Source organism: Mycobacterium sp. MAC_080597_8934, from assembly GCF_000523975.1.
Classification (GTDB): Bacteria; Actinomycetota; Actinomycetes; order Mycobacteriales; family Mycobacteriaceae; genus Mycobacterium; species Mycobacterium avium.
The window spans coordinates 262,165-279,574 of record NZ_JAOS01000019.1; the positions used below are offsets into that span (position 1 = coordinate 262,165).

Consider the following 17,410-nt stretch of genomic DNA (forward strand, 5'->3'; position numbering starts at 1 on the left):
AGGTCAACCCGGTGCCCCTTCATCAGCTCGCCGTGACCCCCGCGGACGTGTCCGGGGAGAAGCTGGGCCTGGCGCTCAACGCGCCGGTGCCGGCGCCGCTGGTCAGCCATCGGCTGGACCATCCCGGCGGCGGCGCGCTGTTGCTCGGGGTGCTGGGCGCGTCGCACGTCGTCGCGGTCGAGCATGCGTTCTCCGAGGAAATCTCTTGCACCGCACGCAGTTTCGGCGCCGACCTGCCCGCGCGCGCCGAGGCGCCCGGCTACCGCCTGCGCTCCCGCACCGACGCCCGTGACGCGGCGAGCTTTCGCCGGCTCGCCGACGACCTTCGCGACCGGTGCGCGCGCCGGCCCGGCTGGCTGGGCGGCAGCTTCCCCGGCGACGGCGCCGCGCTGACCGTGCTGGCCGCCCGGCCCGACGGCGCCGGCTGGCGCTGGCGGACCTGGCACCTGTATCCCGACCGCCCCGCCGGCCGCGGCGGGACCGTCGTTCGCACCGCCAGCCGGTGGCATCCGTGAGCCGCAACCGCCTGTTCGTCATCGCCGGCGCCCTGGCCGTCGCCGCGGTGGTGTGCCTGGTGACCGGAATCATCTTGCTGCAGAAGAACATTGCGTCCTATGTGGCCGGCCACTACCACGAGTACGCCCGCGACGTGAACGGCACCCGCTACCAGTGCACCGGCTCGCCCGAGCAGGTGGCCGACACGCTGTCCGAGTACGCCGAGCCCGCGGCGCGGGCCGACGACAACAAGACCGAATACCTGCGCTACAGCAACGACATCGTGATCGTCGGCCCGGACGGCAACTACCCGTGCAGCATTCGCGTCGAGCCGCTGAGCGCCGGATACAGCCACGGCGCCTTCGTCTTCCTCGGCCCGGGCTTCTTCCCCGGGTCGCCGTCCGGCGGCGCCGGAGGCACCCCCGGCGGGCCGGGCGGCACCAAGTGACGGCCCGGCCGTAGCAGCGGATCCACAACGCAAAGGAGACAACCATGTACCTCGCCGTCGAGATCGGCACCGTCGACCTCAATCCCGTCCTCAAGGGCGCGGTCGCGACCATCCTGTACTTCGCAGTCGGCATGGCCGTGCTGCTGGTCGGGTTCTACGCGGTCGACCTGCTGACCCCGGGCAAGCTGCGCCAACTGGTGTTCATCGACCGCCGGCCCAACGCCGTCGTCGTGGCGGGCGCGATGTACATCGCGCTGACCGCGGTGATCATCACCGCCATCGCCAACAGCTACAGCCAGCTGGGCCAGGGCCTGGTCGGGGTGGCGGTGTACGGGCTGATGGGCGTCATCCTGCTCGGGGTGGCGCTGCTGGCGATGCACCTGCTGATCCCGGGCAGCTTCCACGAGCACGTCGAGGAGCCGCAGCTGCACCCGGGATCGTTCGCGGTGGCGCTGATCCTGCTCGCGGTGGGAGGAGTGACCGCCGCGGCGGTGTCATGAGCACCGTCGAGGTCAGCGCGCCCGAGGCCGCGCCGCCGTCGCCGGGGCGGTGGCGGGCGCTGCTGCTGGCCGCCGTCGCGGCGTGCGCGGCCTGCGGCATCATCTACGAACTCGCGCTGCTGACGCTGTCGGCCAGCCTGGACGGCGGCGGCATCGTCGCCACCTCGCTGATCGTGGCCGGCTACATCGCCGCGCTGGGGGTGGGCGCGCTGCTGGCCAAACCGCTGCTGGCGCACGCCGCGCTCGGCTTCATCACGGTCGAGGCGCTGCTGGGCGTGGTGGGCGGGCTGTCGGCGGCCGCGCTGTACGTGGTGTTCGCGTTCCTGGACGGCTCGGTCGGGTCGACCTGGGTGCTGGCGGTCAGCACGGCGCTGATCGGTGGCCTGGTCGGCGCCGAGGTGCCGCTGCTGATGACGCTGCTGCAGCGCGGACGGACGGCCGGGCCCGCCGACGCCGGCCGCACGCTGGCCAACCTCAACGCCGCCGACTACCTCGGCGCGTTGCTCGGCGGGCTGGTGTGGCCGTTCCTGCTGCTGCCGCAGCTGGGCATGATCCGGGGCGCGGCCGCCACCGGCATGATCAACCTGGCGGCGGCCGCCGTGGTGGCGATTTTCCTGCTGCGGCAAGTGGTTTCGGCGCAGCAACTGGCGCTGGCGCTGTGCGCGCTGGCCGCCGCGCTGGCGCTGCTGGCCACCCTGCTGCTGCGCTCGGCGGACGTCGAAACCACCAGCAGGCAAAGGCTTTACGCCGACCCGATCATCGCCTACCGGCACACGCCCTACCAGGAGATCGTGGTGACCCGCCGCGGTGACGACACCCGGCTGTACCTGGACGGCGGGCTGCAGTTCTCCACCCGCGACGAGTACCGCTACACCGAGAGCCTGGTCTACCCCGCACTCGGCAACGGCGCCCGGTCGGTGCTGGTGCTCGGCGGCGGCGACGGCCTGGCCGCGCGCGAATTACTGCGCCAGCCCGGCATTTCCAGGATCGTGCAGGTCGAACTCGACCCCGCCGTCATCGAGATCGCCCGCACCACGCTGCGCGCCGCCAACGGCGGTTCGCTGGACAACCCGCGGGTGCGGGTGCTGACCGGGGACGCGATGGCCTGGCTGCGCGGGCCGAACCCGGATCGGTTCGACGCGGTCATCGTCGACCTGCCCGACCCCGACACCCCGGTGCTGGGGCGGCTGTACTCCACCGAGTTCTACGCGCTGGCCGCCCACGCGCTGGCGCCCGGCGGGCTGCTGGTGGTGCAGGCGGGCAGCCCGTTCTCCACCCCGACGGCGTACTGGCGCACGGTGTCGACCATCCGGGCGGCCGGCTACGCCGTCACGCCCTATCACGTGCATGTGCCCACGTTCGGCGACTGGGGCTTCGTGCTGGCCCAGCGCGGCGACACCCCGCCCGCGCCCAAGGTGCCGCCCGACGCGCCGCCGCTGCGCTTCCTCGATCAGCGGGTGCTGCAGGCCGCGGTGGTGTTCTCCGGCGACGTCGGGCCGCGCCCGCTGGAACCCTCGACGCTGGACAATCCGCGCATCGTCGGCGACATGCGGCACGGCTACGACTGATCGGCCTGCGTCACTCCTCGATCTGGGCCAGGATCTCGTCGGGAATGTCGGCGTTGGTCCACACGTCCTGGACGTCGTCGCTGTCCTCGAGCGCGTCGACCAGCCGCATCACCTTCTGCGCGCCGTCGGCGTCCAGCGGCACCGTCACCGAAGGCTGGAATCCCGCCTCGGCGGAGTCGTAGTCGATGCCCGCGTCCTGCAGCGCCGTCCGCACCGCGACGAGATCGGTTGGCTCGCAGATGATTTCGAAGCTATCGCCGAGGTCCTCGACCTCTTCGGCGCCGGCATCCAGCACGGCCGCCAGGATGTCGTCCTCGGTCAGGCCGTTCTTCTCACAGGTGACGACGCCCTTGCGGGAGAACAGGTAGGACACCGAGCCGGGGTCGGCCATGGTGCCGCCGTTGCGGGTCATCGCCACCCGCACCTCGCTGGCGGCGCGGTTGCGGTTGTCGGTCAGGCACTCGATCAGCACCGCCACGCCGTTGGGCGCATACCCCTCGTAGGTGATGGTCTGCCATTCGGCGCCGCCGGCCTCCTCGCCGGCGCCGCGCTTGCGGGCCCGCTCGATGTTCTCGTTGGGCACCGAGCTCTTCTTCGCCTTCTGGATCGCGTCGTAGAGCGTCGGGTTGCCCGCCGGATCACCGCCACCGACGCGGGCCGCGACCTCGATGTTCTTGATCAGCCGGGCGAACATCTTGCCGCGGCGGGCGTCGATGACGGCCTTCTTGTGCTTGGTGGTGGCCCACTTGGAATGGCCGCTCATCGGTGTGTCGTACCTCTTCTATCTCGTCGAAAGTCGCCAGACGAGTCTACGTGGGCGCCGAAAGCGCCGAGCGTCACGCCAGCGTGACCGTCGTCGCCGAGCGTCACGCCAGCGTGACGGCCGGCGCTCAGACCACCCCGGTGACCAGGTCGACGAACAGCCGGTGGATGCGCCGGTCGCCGGTCATCTCGGGGTGAAACGCCGTCGCCAGCCTGGCGCCCTGGCGCACCGCGACGACGTGACCGGCGGCGCGGGCCAGCACCTCGACGCCGTCGCCGGCGCGCTCCACCCAGGGCGCGCGGATGAACACCGCGCGCACCGGCCCGTCCAGTCCCGCGAACGCGATGTCACCCTCGAACGAGTCGACCTGGCGTCCAAAAGCATTGCGGCGCACCGTCATATCGATCGCCCGCAGCGGCAGCGCCTCCCGCCCGCCGGCGCCGGCGTCCAGGATCTCGCTGGCCAGCAGGATCATCCCGGCGCAGGCGCCGTAGGCGGGCAGGCCGTCGGCCAGCAGCCCCCGCAGCGGCTCCAGCAGGTCGAGGTCTTTGAGCAGGTGGCTCATGGTGGTCGATTCCCCGCCGGGGATGACCAGCCCGTCGACCGCCTCGAGCTCGCCGCGGCGGCGCACCGGCATCGACTCGGCCCCGGCCTCGCGCAGCGCGGCCAGATGCTCGCGGGTGTCGCCCTGCAGCGCCAGCACCCCGATCCGCGGGGCGCTCACTGCCGATATCCCCGCTGGAAGCGGGTCAGCCCCTCCTGCATGACCGCGGCCACCATCTCGCCGGACTGGGTGAAGATCTTGCCCTGGCACAGCGAGCGGCCGCCGTTGGCCGACGGCGAGGACTGGTCGTAGAGCAGCCACTTGTCGGCGCGGAACGCCCGCATGAACCACATGGCGTGGTCCAGCGACGCCACCTGCAGGTGCTCGCGCACATCGAGGTGGGTCACCTGCGCCGAGCCCAGCAGCGTCAGGTCGCTCATGTAGGCCAGCGCGCAAATGTGCAGCACCGGGTCGTCGGGCAACGGGTCGCGGTGGCGGAACCACACCTGCTGCTGGGACGCCTTGCCCGGGGTCAGCTGCAGCTTCTCCCGCGGCACGATGCAGACGTCCCACTCCTCGAACTGCTTGAACCCGGCGTCGTCGAACACCTTGATCGAGTCCAGGCCGGGCAGGCCGTCCGGGGGCGGCGCGGCCGGCATGGCGTCCTGGTGGTGGATGCCCTCCTGGTCGGTCTGGAACGACGCGCCCATGGAGAAGATGATCTCGCCATGCTGAATGGCGTTGACCCGCCGGGTGGCAAACGAGCCGCCGTCGCGGGTGCGCTCCACGATGAACACCGTGCGCTCCTTGGCGTCCCCGGGCCGCAGGAAGTACCCGTGCAGCGAGTGCACCTGGTAGCGCGGGTCGACCGTGCGCACCGCCGACACCAGCGACTGGCCGGCCACATGGCCGCCGAAGGTGCGCTGGAAATATCCGGAATCCGGGCTGAAGACGCCCCCGCGGTAGATGTTGACCTCGAGTTGCTCGAGATCAAGGATCTGCTCGATCGACACGGATTGTTCTTACCAGCCGCGTTCCGCCAGCCGTTCGGGCTGCGCGATCTGCTCGACGTTGATGCCGACCATCGCCTCGCCCAGCCCGCGTGACACCTTGGCCAGCACGTCGGGGTCGTCGTAGAAGGTGGTGGCCTTGACGATCGCGGCGGCGCGCTGGGCGGGGTCGCCGGACTTGAAGATGCCGGAGCCGACGAACACGCCCTCGGCGCCGAGCTGCATCATCATCGCCGCGTCGGCCGGGGTGGCGATGCCGCCGGCGGTGAACAGGGTGACCGGCAGCTTGCCGGCCCGGGCCACCTCGACGACGAGTTCGTAGGGGGCCTGCAATTCCTTTGCGGCGACGTACAACTCGTCTTCCGACAGCGACATCAGGCGGCGGATCTCGCCGCCGATGGCCCGCATGTGGGTGGTGGCGTTGGAGACGTCGCCGGTGCCGGCCTCACCCTTGGAGCGGATCATCGCCGCGCCCTCGTTGATGCGTCGTAACGCCTCGCCCAGGTTGGTCGCCCCGCACACGAACGGCACGGTGAACTTCCACTTGTCGATGTGGTGGGTGTAGTCGGCGGGGGTGAGCACCTCGGACTCGTCGATGTAGTCCACGCCCAGGCTCTGCAGGATCTGCGCCTCGACGAAATGCCCGATGCGGGCCTTGGCCATCACCGGGATGGTGACCGCGGAGATGATGCCCTCGATCATGTCCGGGTCGCTCATCCGCGACACCCCGCCCTGGGCGCGGATGTCGGCGGGCACCCGCTCGAGGGCCATCACGGCGACGGCGCCGGCGCCCTCGGCGATCTTGGCCTGCTCGGGGGTGACGACGTCCATGATGACGCCGCCCTTGAGCATTTCGGCCATGCCGCGCTTGACCCGCGCGGTCCCGGTTCGCCCGCTGCCGTCCGGTGAATGGGCGGTGTTCACTGCTCGATCTCCTTCAACGTTGTCGACCCAGTCTAGTGAGGCGACCCGGCCCCGCGTTGACCGGCGGAGTCAGCGGATCGACAGCAGCGGGCCGGGGGTGCGGCCGCTGGCCAGCGCGGCCGCGTCGGTGAGCAGCCCGGACAGCTGCAGCGGGTACACCGTCTCCCCCGCCGCGACGAGCTGGGCGATGTCGGCAGCGTCACACCAGCGGTGGCCGTGGATGTAGCTGTGTTCCAGTTCGGTTCGGCCCGTCCGGGACGGCTCGAAGCGCTGCGTGCGGTAGACGAAGTAGAACTCCTCGCTGTCAATCAGCGAGCCGTTGAACTCGAAGACCTCGTCGCGCCGCCACACCGGTCCGACCAGCTCGGACGGCGCGACCCGCAGGCCGGTCTCCTCGGCCAGCTCCCGCGCGGCGGCCTCGGCCAGCCGTTCGCCCGGCTGCACCTCGCCGCCCACGGTGAACCACCACTTGGGTGCCGGCTGGCCGGCCAGGGCCGGGTCCGACCCGCGCAGCAGCAGCACGGCGCCGCGGTCGTCGAGCAGCACCACCCGGGCCGAGGTGCGGTGGTTGAGCACGCCGTGATCGCCGTGCGCCAGCGCGTGCGGCCGCTCCACGATCTCGAAATAGCTGGGCAGCGCGGCGGTTCCACCGAGATGCAGCAGCCGCACCAGGCGCCGTTCGGCCAGGGCCAGGGTGTCGCGGACCGCGTCGTTGTGGAAGCGGCGGCCAGCAGCACCCGGGCCTCGGCGTCGGCCAGCTCGGCGATCAGCCCGGCCGGCAGCGACGCCGGGTCGACGGCGGCCAGCGCGGCCGACAGCTCGTTCTCGCGCGCCTCGCGGGCGGCCCGGGGCGCGGCCTCGGCGGCGTCGGCCAGCGCCGCCAGCCGGCGCCCTCGGAGGCACCGCCGTAGGCGTCGATCGCCACGGCGCGCGCCACCACCGCGCGCCGGGCCAGCGCGCCATCGAGCGCCTGCCAGGACAGGTCGTAGCGGACGTGCAGCCGGTCCAGTCGGTTGGCGGTCCGGTACGCCCAGACGCCGACCACCGCCAGCACCGCGACCAGGATCGCGATGCCGACCATCACCCACGTCATCAACTGGCCACCTCAACCTTGGCGCCCGTCGCGGCGACCGTCTCGTACACCCGCATGATCTGGCTGGCCACCACCGACCAGTCGTAGCTCTGGACGGCCGCCTGCCCGGCGGCCACGTAGCCGTCCCGCAGCACATCATCCTCCAGCACCGCGATCAGCGCATCGGCGAGCGCGTCGCCGTCGCCGACGGGCACCAGAGCGCCCACCTCGCCGTCGCGCAGCACCCGCCGGAAGGCGTCCAGGTCGCTGGCCACCACCGGGGTGCCGGCGGCCATCGCCTCGACCAGCACGATGCCGAAGCTCTCCCCGCCCAGGTTGGGTGCGCAGTACACGTCGGCGCTGCGCATGGCCGACGCCTTGCCGGCGTCGTCGACCTGGCCGAGGAAGCGGATGTGCTTCACCAATTCGCCTGCCTGCGTGCGCAATTGGTCCTCGTCGCCGCGACCGACCACCAGCAGCTGCACGTCGGCGAACCGCTCGACCAGCCGCGGCAGCGCGTCGAGCAGCACCGCCATGCCCTTGCGCGGCTCGTCGTAGCGCCCCAAAAACAGCACCGTCTTGCCGGCCCGCGGGAAACCGTCCAGCCGCGGCGCCGAGGCGAACGAGGCGACGTCGACGCCGTTGGGGATCTCCACCGCGTCGGTGCCCAGCGCCTCCATCTGCCAGCGCCGGGCCAGGTCGGAGACCGCGATCCGGCCGACGATCTTCTCGTGCATCGGGCGCAGGATCCCCTGGAACACGGTCAGGGTCAGCGATTTGGTGGTCGAGGTGTGAAACGTCGCCACGATCGGCCCCTCGGCGATGTTCAGCGCCAGCATCGACAGGCTCGGCGCGTTGGGCTCGTGCAGGTGCAGCACGTCGAAATCGCCGTCCACGAGCCACTTTTTCACCTTGCGGTGGGTGGCCGGGCCGAACCGCAGCCGGGCCACCGAGCCGTTGTAGGGAATCGGGACGGCCTTGCCCGCCGAGACGACGTAGCCGGGCAGCACGGCGTGCGGCGAGGCCGGCGCCAGCACGCTGACGTCGTGCCCGCGGCACCGCATCACCTCGGCCAGCTGCAGGACGTGCGACTGCACCCCGCCCGGAACGTCGAACGAGTAGGGGCAGACCATCCCGATCCGCATCAGCTGTCCCTCAACCGGGCCCGCGTGGAGTCGGGGAGGTCGGCCAGCCACTGCGGCTGCATCATGTGCCAGTCCTCGGGGTGGGCGGCGATGTTCTTCTCGAAGTGATCGGCCAGCACCTGGGTGATGGCGCCGACGTCGCCGCTGCTGCAGTCCAGCGCCGGGTAGATCAAAAACCGCCAGCCCTCGCCCTCGAAATGCACGTGCACCGGCAGCAGCGCCGCGCCGGTCGCGATGGCCAGCTTCGCCGGCCCGGCCGGCATCCGGGTGGCCTCGCCGAAGAAGTCGACCTGCACACCGGTGCGGGTCAGGTCGCGGTCGGCCATCAGGCACACCACCCGGTTGGCCCGCAGCCGGTCGCACAGCACCTCGAAGGGCGGCCGCTCGCCCCCGGACAGCGGCAGCACCTCGAACCCGAGCCGTTCGCGGTAGGCGATGAACCGCCGATACAGCGACTCGGGTTTGAGACGTTCGGCGACGGTGGTGAAGGTGCCGTGCGATTGGGCCAGCCAGACGCCGGCCATGTCCCAGTTTCCGCTGTGCGGCAACGCGATCACCGCGCCGCGTCCCGCGCGCAGCGCGGCGTCCAGGTTGTCCTCGCCGCGCACCGAGTCCTGTAGCCGGCGGCCCAGCTCGGTCAGGTCCATGCTGGGCAGCCGGAAGGCCTCGCGCCAGTAGCGGGCGTAGGAGGCCAGCGAGGCCCGCATCAGCGCGTCGGGGACGTCGGCGGGCGGCACCCGCAGCACCCGGGCCAGGTTCTTGCGCAGCTGGTCGGGGCCGCCGCCGCGGGCCGCGTAGCGCGCGGCGGCGTCAAAGGCGTTGCGGGCGGCGAACTCCGGCATCGCCCGCACCGCCATCCAGCCCGTCGCGTACGCCCAGTCGGCGCCGACGCCGCCCACCAGCCGGCCGGCCAGCCGGCCCGGCGCGGTGATCGCCCTCATCCCCGGCGGGGTGGGCATCACGGCGCGTCCGATCCTCGGTCGGTGGCGCCCGGCGAGGTCCGCACGGTGTGCAGCCGCTGCGCGCAGGTGACCAGGCTGGCCGCCGCCAGCGCCCACATCGCCACCGGCAGCGCCCACGGCAGCGGGTAGCCGGGAAGGTCGGACAGCCCGGCGCCGACCAGCACGATGATCAGCCGCTCGGGCCGCTCGATGATGCCGCCGTCGCCGCGCAGCCCGCTGGCCTCGGCCCGGGCCTTGATGTAGGAGATCACCTGGGAGGTGACCAGGCAGATCAGCGTGGCCGCCGCCAACGGTTCGTCGTGCAGGCCGAAGGCCACCCACCACAGCAGCCCGCCGAACACCGCGCCGTCGCTGAGCCGGTCACAGGTGGCGTCCAGCACCGCGCCGAACCGGGTGCCCCCGCCGCGCTCCCGCGCCATCGCCCCGTCGAGCATGTCGAACAGCACGAAGAACCAGACCACCAGCGTGCCGACGAACAGCTCGCCGATCGGGAACAGGATCAGCGCCCCGGCCACCGCCACGATGGTGCCCGCGACGGTGACGACGTCGGGGGTCAGGCCCAGCCGCAGGCAGGCCCGGGCGGTGGGAGTCGTCAGCCGCGCGAACGCCGCGCGGGATAAAAACGGCACCTTACTCATGGCGGTGTGGGCTCACGACTGCTTGGCCCACTCGGTGGCCAGCAGCTGGCGGGTTTCGCGCAGCAACTGCGGGATCACCTTCGACCCGCCGATGATGGTGATGAAGTTCGCGTCCCCACCCCAGCGCGGCACGACGTGCACGTGCAGATGCTCGGCCAGCGACCCGCCGGCCGAGGTGCCCAGGTTCAGGCCGACGTTGAACCCGTGCGGGCGTGACACGTTTTTGATGACGCGAATCGCCTTCTGTATGAACGACATCAGCTCCGCGCTCTCCGCGTCGGTCAGGTCCTCGAGCTCGGAGACCCGCCGGTAGGGCACCACCATCAGATGCCCCGGGTTGTAGGGGTAGAGGTTGAGCACGGCGTAGACCAGTTCGCCGCGCGCGACCACCAGGCCGTCCTCGTCGGTCAGCTGCGGAATGTCGGTGAACGGCTGCTCGCTCTTGCCCGACGAGTTGGGGCCGCGCTTCATCGGCGCCTCGGCCAGATAGGTCATCCGGTACGGCGTCCACAACCGCTGCAGGTGGTCCTGCTCGCCGACACCGCGGTCCAGGATGGTGCGCTCGGCGTCCTGCTCGGCCTGTTCGGGATCACTCACCACTGGACACTTTCACGAGTTCGGCGCTGGGGACGGAATTCTCGCGGTCGGCGATCCACTTGACGATCGCGTCGACCGCGCTGTCGCGGGGCACGCCGTTGATCTGGGTGCGGTCGCCGAACCGGAAGCTGACCGCCCCCGCGGCCACGTCCCGGTCGCCGGCCAGCAGCATGAACGGCACCTTCTGCGCGGTGTGGTGCACGATCTTCTTGGCCATCCGGTCGTCGCTGGCGTCCACCTCCACCCGCACCCCGTGCGACTTCAGCTGTGCGGCAACGCTTTCCAGGTAGGGCACGTGCTCGTCGGCGACCGGGATGCCCACCGCCTGCACCGGCGCCAGCCAGGCCGGGAACGCGCCCGCGTAGTGCTCGGTCAGGATGCCGAAGAACCGCTCGATCGACCCGAACAGCGCGCGGTGGATCATCACCGGCCGCTGCCGGGTGCCGTCGGACGCGGTGTATTCCAGCTCGAATCGCTCCGGGAAGTTGAAGTCCACCTGGATCGTCGACATCTGCCAGCTGCGGCCCAGCGCGTCGCGGGCCTGCACCGAGATCTTCGGGCCGTAGAACGCCGCCCCGCCCGGATCGGGCACCAGCTCCAGGCCGGACTCGGCGGCCACGTCGGCCAGCGAAGTGGTGGCCTGCTCCCACATTTCGTCGGAGCCGACGAACTTGTCCGGGTCCTTGGTGGACAGCTCCAGGTAGAAGTCGGTCAACCCGTAGTCGCCCAGCAGCTCGAGCACGAACCGCAGCAGCGAAGCCAGCTCGCCGTGCAGCTGCTCGCGGGTGCAGAAGATGTGTGAGTCGTCCATGGTGAACCCGCGCGCCCGGGTCAGCCCGTGCACCACGCCGGACTTCTCGTAGCGGTACACGGTGCCGAATTCGAAGAGCCGCAACGGCAATTCGCGGTAGGACCGCCCGCGGGACCGGTAGATCAGCGTGTGCATCGGGCAGTTCATCGGCTTGAGGTAGTAGTCCTGCCCGGGCTTGCGCACCGTCCCATCGTCGTCGTATTCGGCGTCGAGGTGCATGGGCGGGAACATCCCGTCGGCGTACCAGTCCAGGTGCCCGGAGGTGTGGAACAGCTGCGCCTTGGTGATGTGCGGGGTGTTGACGAACTCGTAGCCGGCCTCGATGTGCTTGCGCCGCGAATACTCCTCCAGCTCCCGGCGCACCACCCCGCCCCTGGGGTGGAAAACCGCCAAGCCCGAACCGATTTCGTCGGGGAAGCTGAACAGGTCCAGCTCGCTGCCCAGCTTGCGGTGGTCGCGCCGCTGGGCTTCCTCGATCAGCCGCAGGTGGTCGTCCAGCGCCTCCTGCGACTCCCACGCGGTGCCGTAGATGCGTTGCAGGCTGGCGTTGTTCTGATCGCCCCGCCAGTAGGCCGCCGAGCTGCGGGTCAGCTTGAAGGCCGGGATGTGGCGGGTGGTCGGGATGTGCGGCCCGCGGCACAAATCACCCCAAACCCGTTCCCGGGTACGGGGATTGAGGTTGTCGTAGGCGGTGAGCTCGTCGCCGCCGACCTCCATGATGTCGGGGTCACCGGACTTGTCGTCGACCAGTTCCAGCTTGTAGGGCTCGCCGGCCAGCTCGGCGCGCGCCTGCTCCTTGGACTCGTACACCCGCCGGGAGAACAGCTGGCCCTCCTTGACGATCTGGCGCATCCGCTTTTCCAGCTTGTCCAGATCCTCCGGCGTGAACGGCTCGGGCACGTCGAAGTCGTAGTAGAAGCCGTCGGTGATGGGCGGGCCGATGCCCAGCTTGGCCTGCGGGAACAACTCCTGCACGGCCTGGGCCAGCACGTGTGCCGCCGAGTGCCGGATGACGCTGCGGCCCTCGTCGGTGTTGGCCGCGACGGGGACGACCTCGGCGTCGGTGTCGGGCACCCAGCTCAGGTCGCGCAGCGTGCCCGAGGCGTCGCGCACCACCACGACGGCGTCGGGCGCTCCCCGGCCCGGCAGCCCCGCGTCGCGCACCGCGGCGGCGGCGGTGGTCCCGGCCGGCACCCGGATCGGGGCTGGCCAGGAATCGGTTGCGGGGACGGTCATTGTGGCGGTCTCCAAGGCTCGCAGGGTCGACGACCATGCTATCGGGGCGGCCGAAGGGCGAGCAGGGCCGTCGAGTAGCCACCGTCCGGTCCGGCACAATGAGGTCGATGGGCGCGCAGACGGCTTTGACCTTGCTGCTCGCCGCCATCGCGGTCATCGTGCTGGTCGACTGGATCAGCGAGCGCACCCGCCTGCCCAGCGCGACGCTGCTGGTCCTGGTCGGCATCGGGCAGGCGCTGCTGCCGGGGCCGACCATCGGCCTCGAGCCCGACGTGGTGATGACCTGCATCCTGCCGCCCCTGCTCTACCACGCGGCGCTGGAATCGTCACTGGTCGGCATCCGCCGCAATCTGCGCACGGTGGTCAGCCTGTCGGTCGTCCTCGTGCTGCTGACCGCTGCGTCGGTCGGTGTCGCGTTCAGCCTGCTCGTGGGCGGCGCGACGCTCGCGGTGGGCATGGTGCTGGGCGCGGCGGTGGCGCCGACCGATCCGGTGGCCGCGCTCGCCGTCGCCCGCAAGGAGGGCCTGCCGCTCAACATCGTCACGCTGATCGAGGGCGAGGGGCTGCTCAACGACGCGACCGCGCTGACCACGCTCGCGGTCGCCGTCACCGTGGCGCGCGGGGCCGCGTTCTCGGCGCCGTCGGCGATCCGGGAGTTCGTGCTGGCGGCAGTCGGCGGCCTGGTGGTGGGCCAGGTGTTCGCCTACGCCCGGCGCCTGCTGCGCCGGTGGCGGCACGACGTGCTGACCGCCAACGCCATCTCGCTGGCCACGCCGTTTCTCACCTATCTGGTCGCCGAGAAGCTGTCCGCCTCCGGCGTGCTGGCCGTCGTGGTGTGCGGGCTGATCGTCGGCCACGACTCGCCGCGGGTGGAATCCGGGGCGAGCCGCCTGCAGACCCGCGCCGTCTGGCGGCTGGTCAACTTCCTGCTCGAGGGCGTGGTGTTCCTGCTGATCGGCCATCAGGTGCCGGTGATCCTGGACGAGCTGGGCGGCTACGCGTTGTCGACGATCCTGGTGGCGGTCGGGGTGACCGTCGCGGTGGTTCTGCTGGTCCGGCCGCTGTGGCTGCTGCTCACCCAGTCGCTGCCCCGGTCGCTGCACACCCGGCTGGGCAACGTTGACGATTCGGCGACCGATGACGCCGAGCCGCGGCCCGAGCGCACCCGCGAGCGGCTCAGCGGCCGCGAGATCGTCGTGCTGAGCTGGGCCGGCACCCGCGGCGTGGTCAGCCTCGCCGCGATCTTCGCGGTGCCGGTGCTGACCGAGGGCAACGCGCCGTTTCCCGACCGCGACCTGCTGCTGTTCTGCACCCTGGTGGTGGTGCTGGTGACGCTGATCGGACAGGGTGTCACCTTCGGTCCGCTGGTGCGCGCCCTGGGCCTGCGCGCCAAGACCACCGACGAGCTGCGGCTGCGCAACCGGGCCCGGGCGGCCGCGCTGCGGGCCGCCCTGGACCGGCTCGACTCGCTGGACCCCGAGGACGGCGCCGACGTCGATCCCCGGGTGATCGACGGTGTGCGCCAACAGTTGTCGGCGCAGCTGGAGCGCTACGAACACCGGCTCACCCTGTTGTCGGACGTCGACGAGTTGCCCGCCGCCCCCGCCTACGAGGCCGCCGTGGGGCTGCGCCGGGTGGCCATCGACGCCCAGCGCGACGAACTCGTGCGCTGGCGCGACGCGGGCATGCTGCCCGACCAGAGCCTGCGCGCGATCGAACGCGAACTTGACCACGAGGAGAGCATGCTGCCGATGGGGTTGCCGCGATCCCCCCGACGCAGTCAAAAGCGTTGAGCCCCAGTTGATTTCAGGACGCGCTAGGGGCCAGCCAGGCCAGCGCGGCGACGGTCAGCGCCTCGGTGCCGGTGTCGAGGGTGGGCTGGATGACGGGGGCGAACCTCCCGGAGTGGTTGACGGGGATGTCCTCGGCCAGCCGGCCCGCCGCCTCGGCGCGCCGATACGCGCCGGGGTCGGCTCCCCCGAAACCCCAATAGCTGTACGGCGCGTCGAGCCCGGTGGCGATGTTGCTGAAGTCTTCGCTTCCGGTCTGCGCGGGAATCTCCGTCGCCCGGTCGCCGAAATGCTCGGCGAACACCGCCCGCACCCGCGCGGTGACCGCGGGGTCGTTGTCGGTGGCCGGGAAGTGGTTCATCATCTCGAACTCGGGGTCCCGCGGAGACCCGGACGCCTGGCATTCGGCGGTGACGATGCGCCGGACCGCGTCGAGCATCCGGTCGCGGGTCCGGCCGCTGAAGGTGCGCAGGTTCAGCTCCAGCACCGCGTGGTCGCCGATCACGTTGCTCTTGGCGCCCGACTCGATCCTGCCGATCGTCAGCACCGCGGTCTCGGTGGGCGCCACCTCGCGCGAGACGACGGTCTGCAACCGGATCACGATCATGGCGGCGAGCACGACGGGATCGACGGTCGTCTGCGGCATCGACCCGTGGCCGCCCCGGCCGTACACCGTGACCCGCATGCTGTCGGCGGTGGCCATGAAGGGCCCCGATCGGGTGACGATCTGGCCGGCCGGAAACGGCAGCACGTGCTGGGCCAGGGCGACGTCGACGTGACCGACCAGCCTCGCCAGCCCGTCGTCGACCATGCGGCGCGCGCCGTCGCCGAGCTCCTCGGCGGGCTGGAAGACCGCGACCAGGCTGCCGCGCCAGTGTTCGCGCGCCCCGGCGAGCAGCGACGCGGCGCCCAGCAGGCAGGTGACGTGGATGTCGTGCCCGCAGGCGTGCATGACGGGCCGTTCGTCGCCGCGCGGGTCGGTGGCGGTGACGGCGCTGGCGTACGGCAGGCCGGTGTCTTCGCGCACCGGCAGCGCGTCCATGTCGGCGCGCAGCAGGACGGCCGGGCCGGTGCCGTTGCGCAGCACCCCGACCACGCCGGTGCCTCCGACGCCCTCGTGCACGTCGTAACCGAAGCCGCGCAGCCGCTCGGCCACCACCGCCGCGGTGCGGTGTTCCTGGTGTGACAGTTCCGGATGCCGGTGCAGGTCGCGGTACAGGTCCTCCTGCCAGCCACGGATCCCGGGCAAACCCGCGAGCACCGGGCCGCGGGGCGATGCGGATCCAGTCATGCGGGGTGGGTACCCACTCGGATCACGGTTGGCCGGGTTTGAGCCGCACGAACAGCGCGTCGGCCTCGGTCAGCAACCGCTCGCCGTGGGTCAGCCGGCCGGACACGAAGATCTTGCGCCCGTCCACCCGGTCGACGCCGGCGTCGAACTGCAGCTCGGTCTCGATCGGGACGATGCTGCGGTAGTCGATCTTGAGGTAGGCGGTGCGCTGGCGCCGGCTGCCGGTGAGCACCGAGGCGGTCAGGCCCAGCACGGTGTCGAACAGCATCCCCAGCGACCCGCCGTGCACGGCGCCGTTGCGGCCCAAGTGAAAGCGGGCGAAGCGGGCCCGGCCGTGCATGCGGCCGTCCGCACCCTTCTGGGCCGACATCGGGATGGTCAGGATGTTGCCGCGCATCGGCAGATCCATCCGCCGGCCCGACGGCGACGCCCACTCGTCGGCGTCGAACGGCGCCAGCAGCGCCGACACCTTCTCCAGCTGGTCGGCGGCCTGGGTGATCACCTCGTCGGGGGCGTCGACGGCGCGAGCGTGATCCTGCAGCGCGCGCACGGCGTCGATGAACCGGCCGTAGTCGGGCCCGCCCTTGGTGGTCGGTTCGGGCGGATTGAACCCACCGCCGGGGTGTCGTTGATGTTCGGCCACCACCACACCGTATTGCCCGGCGGGCGCGGTTTCGCGCGCCGGCTACACCGTCTGCTGGGTCCCGGCCGTCGACAGCGCCTCGAATTCCTCGTCGGACAGCGTGATCCGGGCGGCGGCCACGTTCTCCTCCAGGTGCGCCACCTTGGAGGTCCCCGGAATGGGCAGCATCACCGGCGAGCGTTTCAGCAACCAGGCCAACGCCAGCTGCGACGGCGTCGCGTCGTGCTCGGCGGCGATGCGCTGCAGCGGGCCGTCGGGCGCGGCCAGCGGCCCGGCCGCCAACGGGAACCACGGGATGAAGGCGATGCCCTGCCGGGTCGCGGCGTCCAGCAGCGGCTCGGCGCGCCGGGCCGTCACGTTGTACATGTTCTGCACCGACACGATCTCGGTGATCTGCTGGGCCGCGGCGAGCTGATCGGGCGTGATCTCCGACAGCCCGATGTGGCGGATCTTGCCCTCGTTTTTCAGGGTGAGCAGCTCGCCCACCTGATCCTGCAGCGGGAAGTTGGGGTCGATGCGGTGCAGCTGGAACAGGTCGATGGTGTCGGTGCCCAGCCGGCGCAGGCTCATCTCGCATTCCTGGCGCAGATAACTGGGGTTGCCCAACGGGATCCAGATGTCGGGGCCGGTGCGCAGCAGCCCCGCCTTGGTCGCGATCACCAGGCCGTCGTACGGGTGCAGCGCCTCGCGGATGATCTCCTCGGACACGTACGGGCCGTAGGAGTCGGCGGTGTCGATGAAGTTCACCCCGAGTTCGACGGCCCGCCGCAACACCCGGACGCACTCGTCGCGGTCCGCGGGCGGGCCCCACACCCCCGCGCCGGTCAACCGCATCGCCCCGAAGCCGAGGCGGTTGACGGTCAGGTCGCCGCCGAGGGTCAACGTTCCGGATGCCTGGGCAATAGTCTGTGGCGCGCTCACCCCTCCGACCGTACCCGCCGAACCTCGCCGCGCGCCCCGGCGTGGCAAGCTG

General features: G+C 71.3%; 17 protein-coding genes and 1 pseudogene. 5 read left to right on the plus strand and 13 right to left on the minus strand.

Features of this window, described 5'->3' with window-relative positions:
• Nucleotides 1-11 precede the first annotated feature (11 nt).
• The 4 genes from NF20_RS10075 to NF20_RS10090 are packed head-to-tail and all read left to right on the plus strand — an operon-like array spanning nucleotide 12 to nucleotide 3,011.
• Complete coding sequence (locus NF20_RS10075) at nucleotides 12-515, plus strand: DUF2617 family protein (protein ID WP_033712763.1); 504 nt, start codon at nucleotides 12-14, stop codon at nucleotides 513-515.
• Nucleotides 512-943: a DUF4247 domain-containing protein gene (locus NF20_RS10080; protein WP_003872689.1), complete on the plus strand. Its 432-nt coding sequence runs from the start codon at nucleotides 512-514 to the stop codon at nucleotides 941-943. Before NF20_RS10075 ends, NF20_RS10080 begins: the two co-directional genes overlap by 4 nt.
• A gap of 44 nt (nucleotides 944-987) precedes the next feature.
• Nucleotides 988-1,443: a DUF350 domain-containing protein gene (locus NF20_RS10085; RefSeq protein WP_023871238.1), complete on the plus strand. Its 456-nt coding sequence runs from the start codon at nucleotides 988-990 to the stop codon at nucleotides 1,441-1,443.
• Complete coding sequence (locus tag NF20_RS10090) at nucleotides 1,440-3,011, plus strand: polyamine aminopropyltransferase (protein ID WP_033712752.1); 1,572 nt, start codon at nucleotides 1,440-1,442, stop codon at nucleotides 3,009-3,011. The genes NF20_RS10085 and NF20_RS10090 overlap by 4 nt, the downstream gene beginning before the upstream one ends.
• A 10-nt stretch (nucleotides 3,012-3,021) precedes the next feature.
• Here the strand turns inward: NF20_RS10090 and NF20_RS10095 are convergent, their stop codons facing one another.
• The 10 genes and pseudogenes from NF20_RS10095 to thrS all read right to left on the minus strand — a co-directional run bounded on the left by NF20_RS10095 (nucleotide 3,022) and on the right by thrS (nucleotide 12,713).
• The gene (locus NF20_RS10095; RefSeq protein WP_033712751.1) at nucleotides 3,022-3,774 is read right to left on the minus strand and encodes a YebC/PmpR family DNA-binding transcriptional regulator; all 753 of its coding nucleotides are present in this window, start codon (nucleotides 3,772-3,774) and stop codon (nucleotides 3,022-3,024) included.
• A gap of 127 nt (nucleotides 3,775-3,901) precedes the next feature.
• Nucleotides 3,902-4,498, minus strand: a complete 597-nt coding sequence (gene pdxT, locus NF20_RS10100; protein WP_009977791.1) for a pyridoxal 5'-phosphate synthase glutaminase subunit PdxT — start codon at nucleotides 4,496-4,498, stop codon at nucleotides 3,902-3,904.
• The gene (gene tesB, locus NF20_RS10105; protein ID WP_033712750.1) at nucleotides 4,495-5,331 is read right to left on the minus strand and encodes an acyl-CoA thioesterase II; all 837 of its coding nucleotides are present in this window, start codon (nucleotides 5,329-5,331) and stop codon (nucleotides 4,495-4,497) included. The genes pdxT and tesB overlap by 4 nt, the downstream gene beginning before the upstream one ends.
• Nucleotides 5,332-5,340: 9 nt before the next feature.
• Complete coding sequence (gene pdxS, locus NF20_RS10110) at nucleotides 5,341-6,252, minus strand: pyridoxal 5'-phosphate synthase lyase subunit PdxS (RefSeq protein ID WP_003878553.1); 912 nt, start codon at nucleotides 6,250-6,252, stop codon at nucleotides 5,341-5,343.
• 69 nt (nucleotides 6,253-6,321) lie between these two features.
• A pseudogene (locus NF20_RS10115) lies at nucleotides 6,322-7,345 on the minus strand (NUDIX hydrolase).
• Nucleotides 7,345-8,469, minus strand: coding sequence for a glycosyltransferase family 4 protein (locus NF20_RS10120; protein ID WP_019734308.1), 1,125 nt, complete (start codon nucleotides 8,467-8,469; stop codon nucleotides 7,345-7,347). Before NF20_RS10120 ends, NF20_RS10115 begins: the two are co-directional and overlap by 1 nt.
• Nucleotides 8,469-9,410 (minus strand): phosphatidylinositol mannoside acyltransferase, encoded by a 942-nt coding sequence (locus tag NF20_RS10125; protein ID WP_031347715.1) that lies wholly within the window; start codon nucleotides 9,408-9,410, stop codon nucleotides 8,469-8,471. The genes NF20_RS10120 and NF20_RS10125 overlap by 1 nt, the downstream gene beginning before the upstream one ends.
• Nucleotides 9,411-9,427: 17 nt before the next feature.
• Entirely contained in the window at nucleotides 9,428-10,069 is a 642-nt protein-coding gene (gene pgsA / locus NF20_RS10130; RefSeq protein WP_019733998.1) for a phosphatidylinositol phosphate synthase, read from the minus strand.
• Nucleotides 10,070-10,081: 12 nt separating this feature from the next.
• Nucleotides 10,082-10,666, minus strand: coding sequence for an HIT family protein (locus NF20_RS10135; protein WP_003878557.1), 585 nt, complete (start codon nucleotides 10,664-10,666; stop codon nucleotides 10,082-10,084).
• On the minus strand, nucleotides 10,659-12,713 hold the full coding sequence (gene thrS / locus NF20_RS10140; RefSeq protein ID WP_009977800.1) for a threonine--tRNA ligase: 2,055 nt from the start codon (nucleotides 12,711-12,713) through the stop codon (nucleotides 10,659-10,661). The genes NF20_RS10135 and thrS overlap by 8 nt, the downstream gene beginning before the upstream one ends.
• A 98-nt stretch (nucleotides 12,714-12,811) precedes the next feature.
• Between thrS and NF20_RS10145 the strand changes: the two genes are divergently transcribed.
• Entirely contained in the window at nucleotides 12,812-14,506 is a 1,695-nt protein-coding gene (locus NF20_RS10145; protein WP_019732295.1) for a Na+/H+ antiporter, read from the plus strand.
• 13 nt (nucleotides 14,507-14,519) lie between these two features.
• On the opposite strand, the gene NF20_RS10150 is transcribed toward NF20_RS10145, so the two are convergent.
• From NF20_RS10150 to NF20_RS10160, 3 genes are read right to left on the minus strand one after another with little or no spacing between them, the layout of a single operon-like run.
• Nucleotides 14,520-15,764, minus strand: a complete 1,245-nt coding sequence (locus tag NF20_RS10150; protein ID WP_019732297.1) for an amidohydrolase — start codon at nucleotides 15,762-15,764, stop codon at nucleotides 14,520-14,522.
• A gap of 52 nt (nucleotides 15,765-15,816) precedes the next feature.
• Nucleotides 15,817-16,443, minus strand: a complete 627-nt coding sequence (locus NF20_RS10155; RefSeq protein ID WP_009977804.1) for a PaaI family thioesterase — start codon at nucleotides 16,441-16,443, stop codon at nucleotides 15,817-15,819.
• A 36-nt stretch (nucleotides 16,444-16,479) separates the two neighbouring features.
• A complete protein-coding gene (locus NF20_RS10160) occupies nucleotides 16,480-17,358 on the minus strand; it encodes an aldo/keto reductase (protein ID WP_011725501.1) in 879 nt (292 codons plus the stop codon).
• Nucleotides 17,359-17,410: the final 52 nt, after the last annotated feature.

Coding starts and splice junctions, on each gene's coding strand:
- NF20_RS10085 (WP_023871238.1), top strand. CDS start 988: ATGTACCTCGCCGTCGAGATCGGCACCGTCGACCTCAATCCCGTCCTC.
- thrS (WP_009977800.1), bottom strand. CDS start 12,713: ATGACCGTCCCCGCAACCGATTCCTGGCCAGCCCCGATCCGGGTGCCG.
- NF20_RS10095 (WP_033712751.1), bottom strand. CDS start 3,774: ATGAGCGGCCATTCCAAGTGGGCCACCACCAAGCACAAGAAGGCCGTC.
- NF20_RS10120 (WP_019734308.1), bottom strand. CDS start 8,469: ATGCGGATCGGGATGGTCTGCCCCTACTCGTTCGACGTTCCGGGCGGG.
- NF20_RS10145 (WP_019732295.1), top strand. CDS start 12,812: ATGAGGTCGATGGGCGCGCAGACGGCTTTGACCTTGCTGCTCGCCGCC.
- NF20_RS10125 (WP_031347715.1), bottom strand. CDS start 9,410: ATGAGGGCGATCACCGCGCCGGGCCGGCTGGCCGGCCGGCTGGTGGGC.
- NF20_RS10090 (WP_033712752.1), top strand. CDS start 1,440: ATGAGCACCGTCGAGGTCAGCGCGCCCGAGGCCGCGCCGCCGTCGCCG.
- pgsA (WP_019733998.1), bottom strand. CDS start 10,069: ATGAGTAAGGTGCCGTTTTTATCCCGCGCGGCGTTCGCGCGGCTGACG.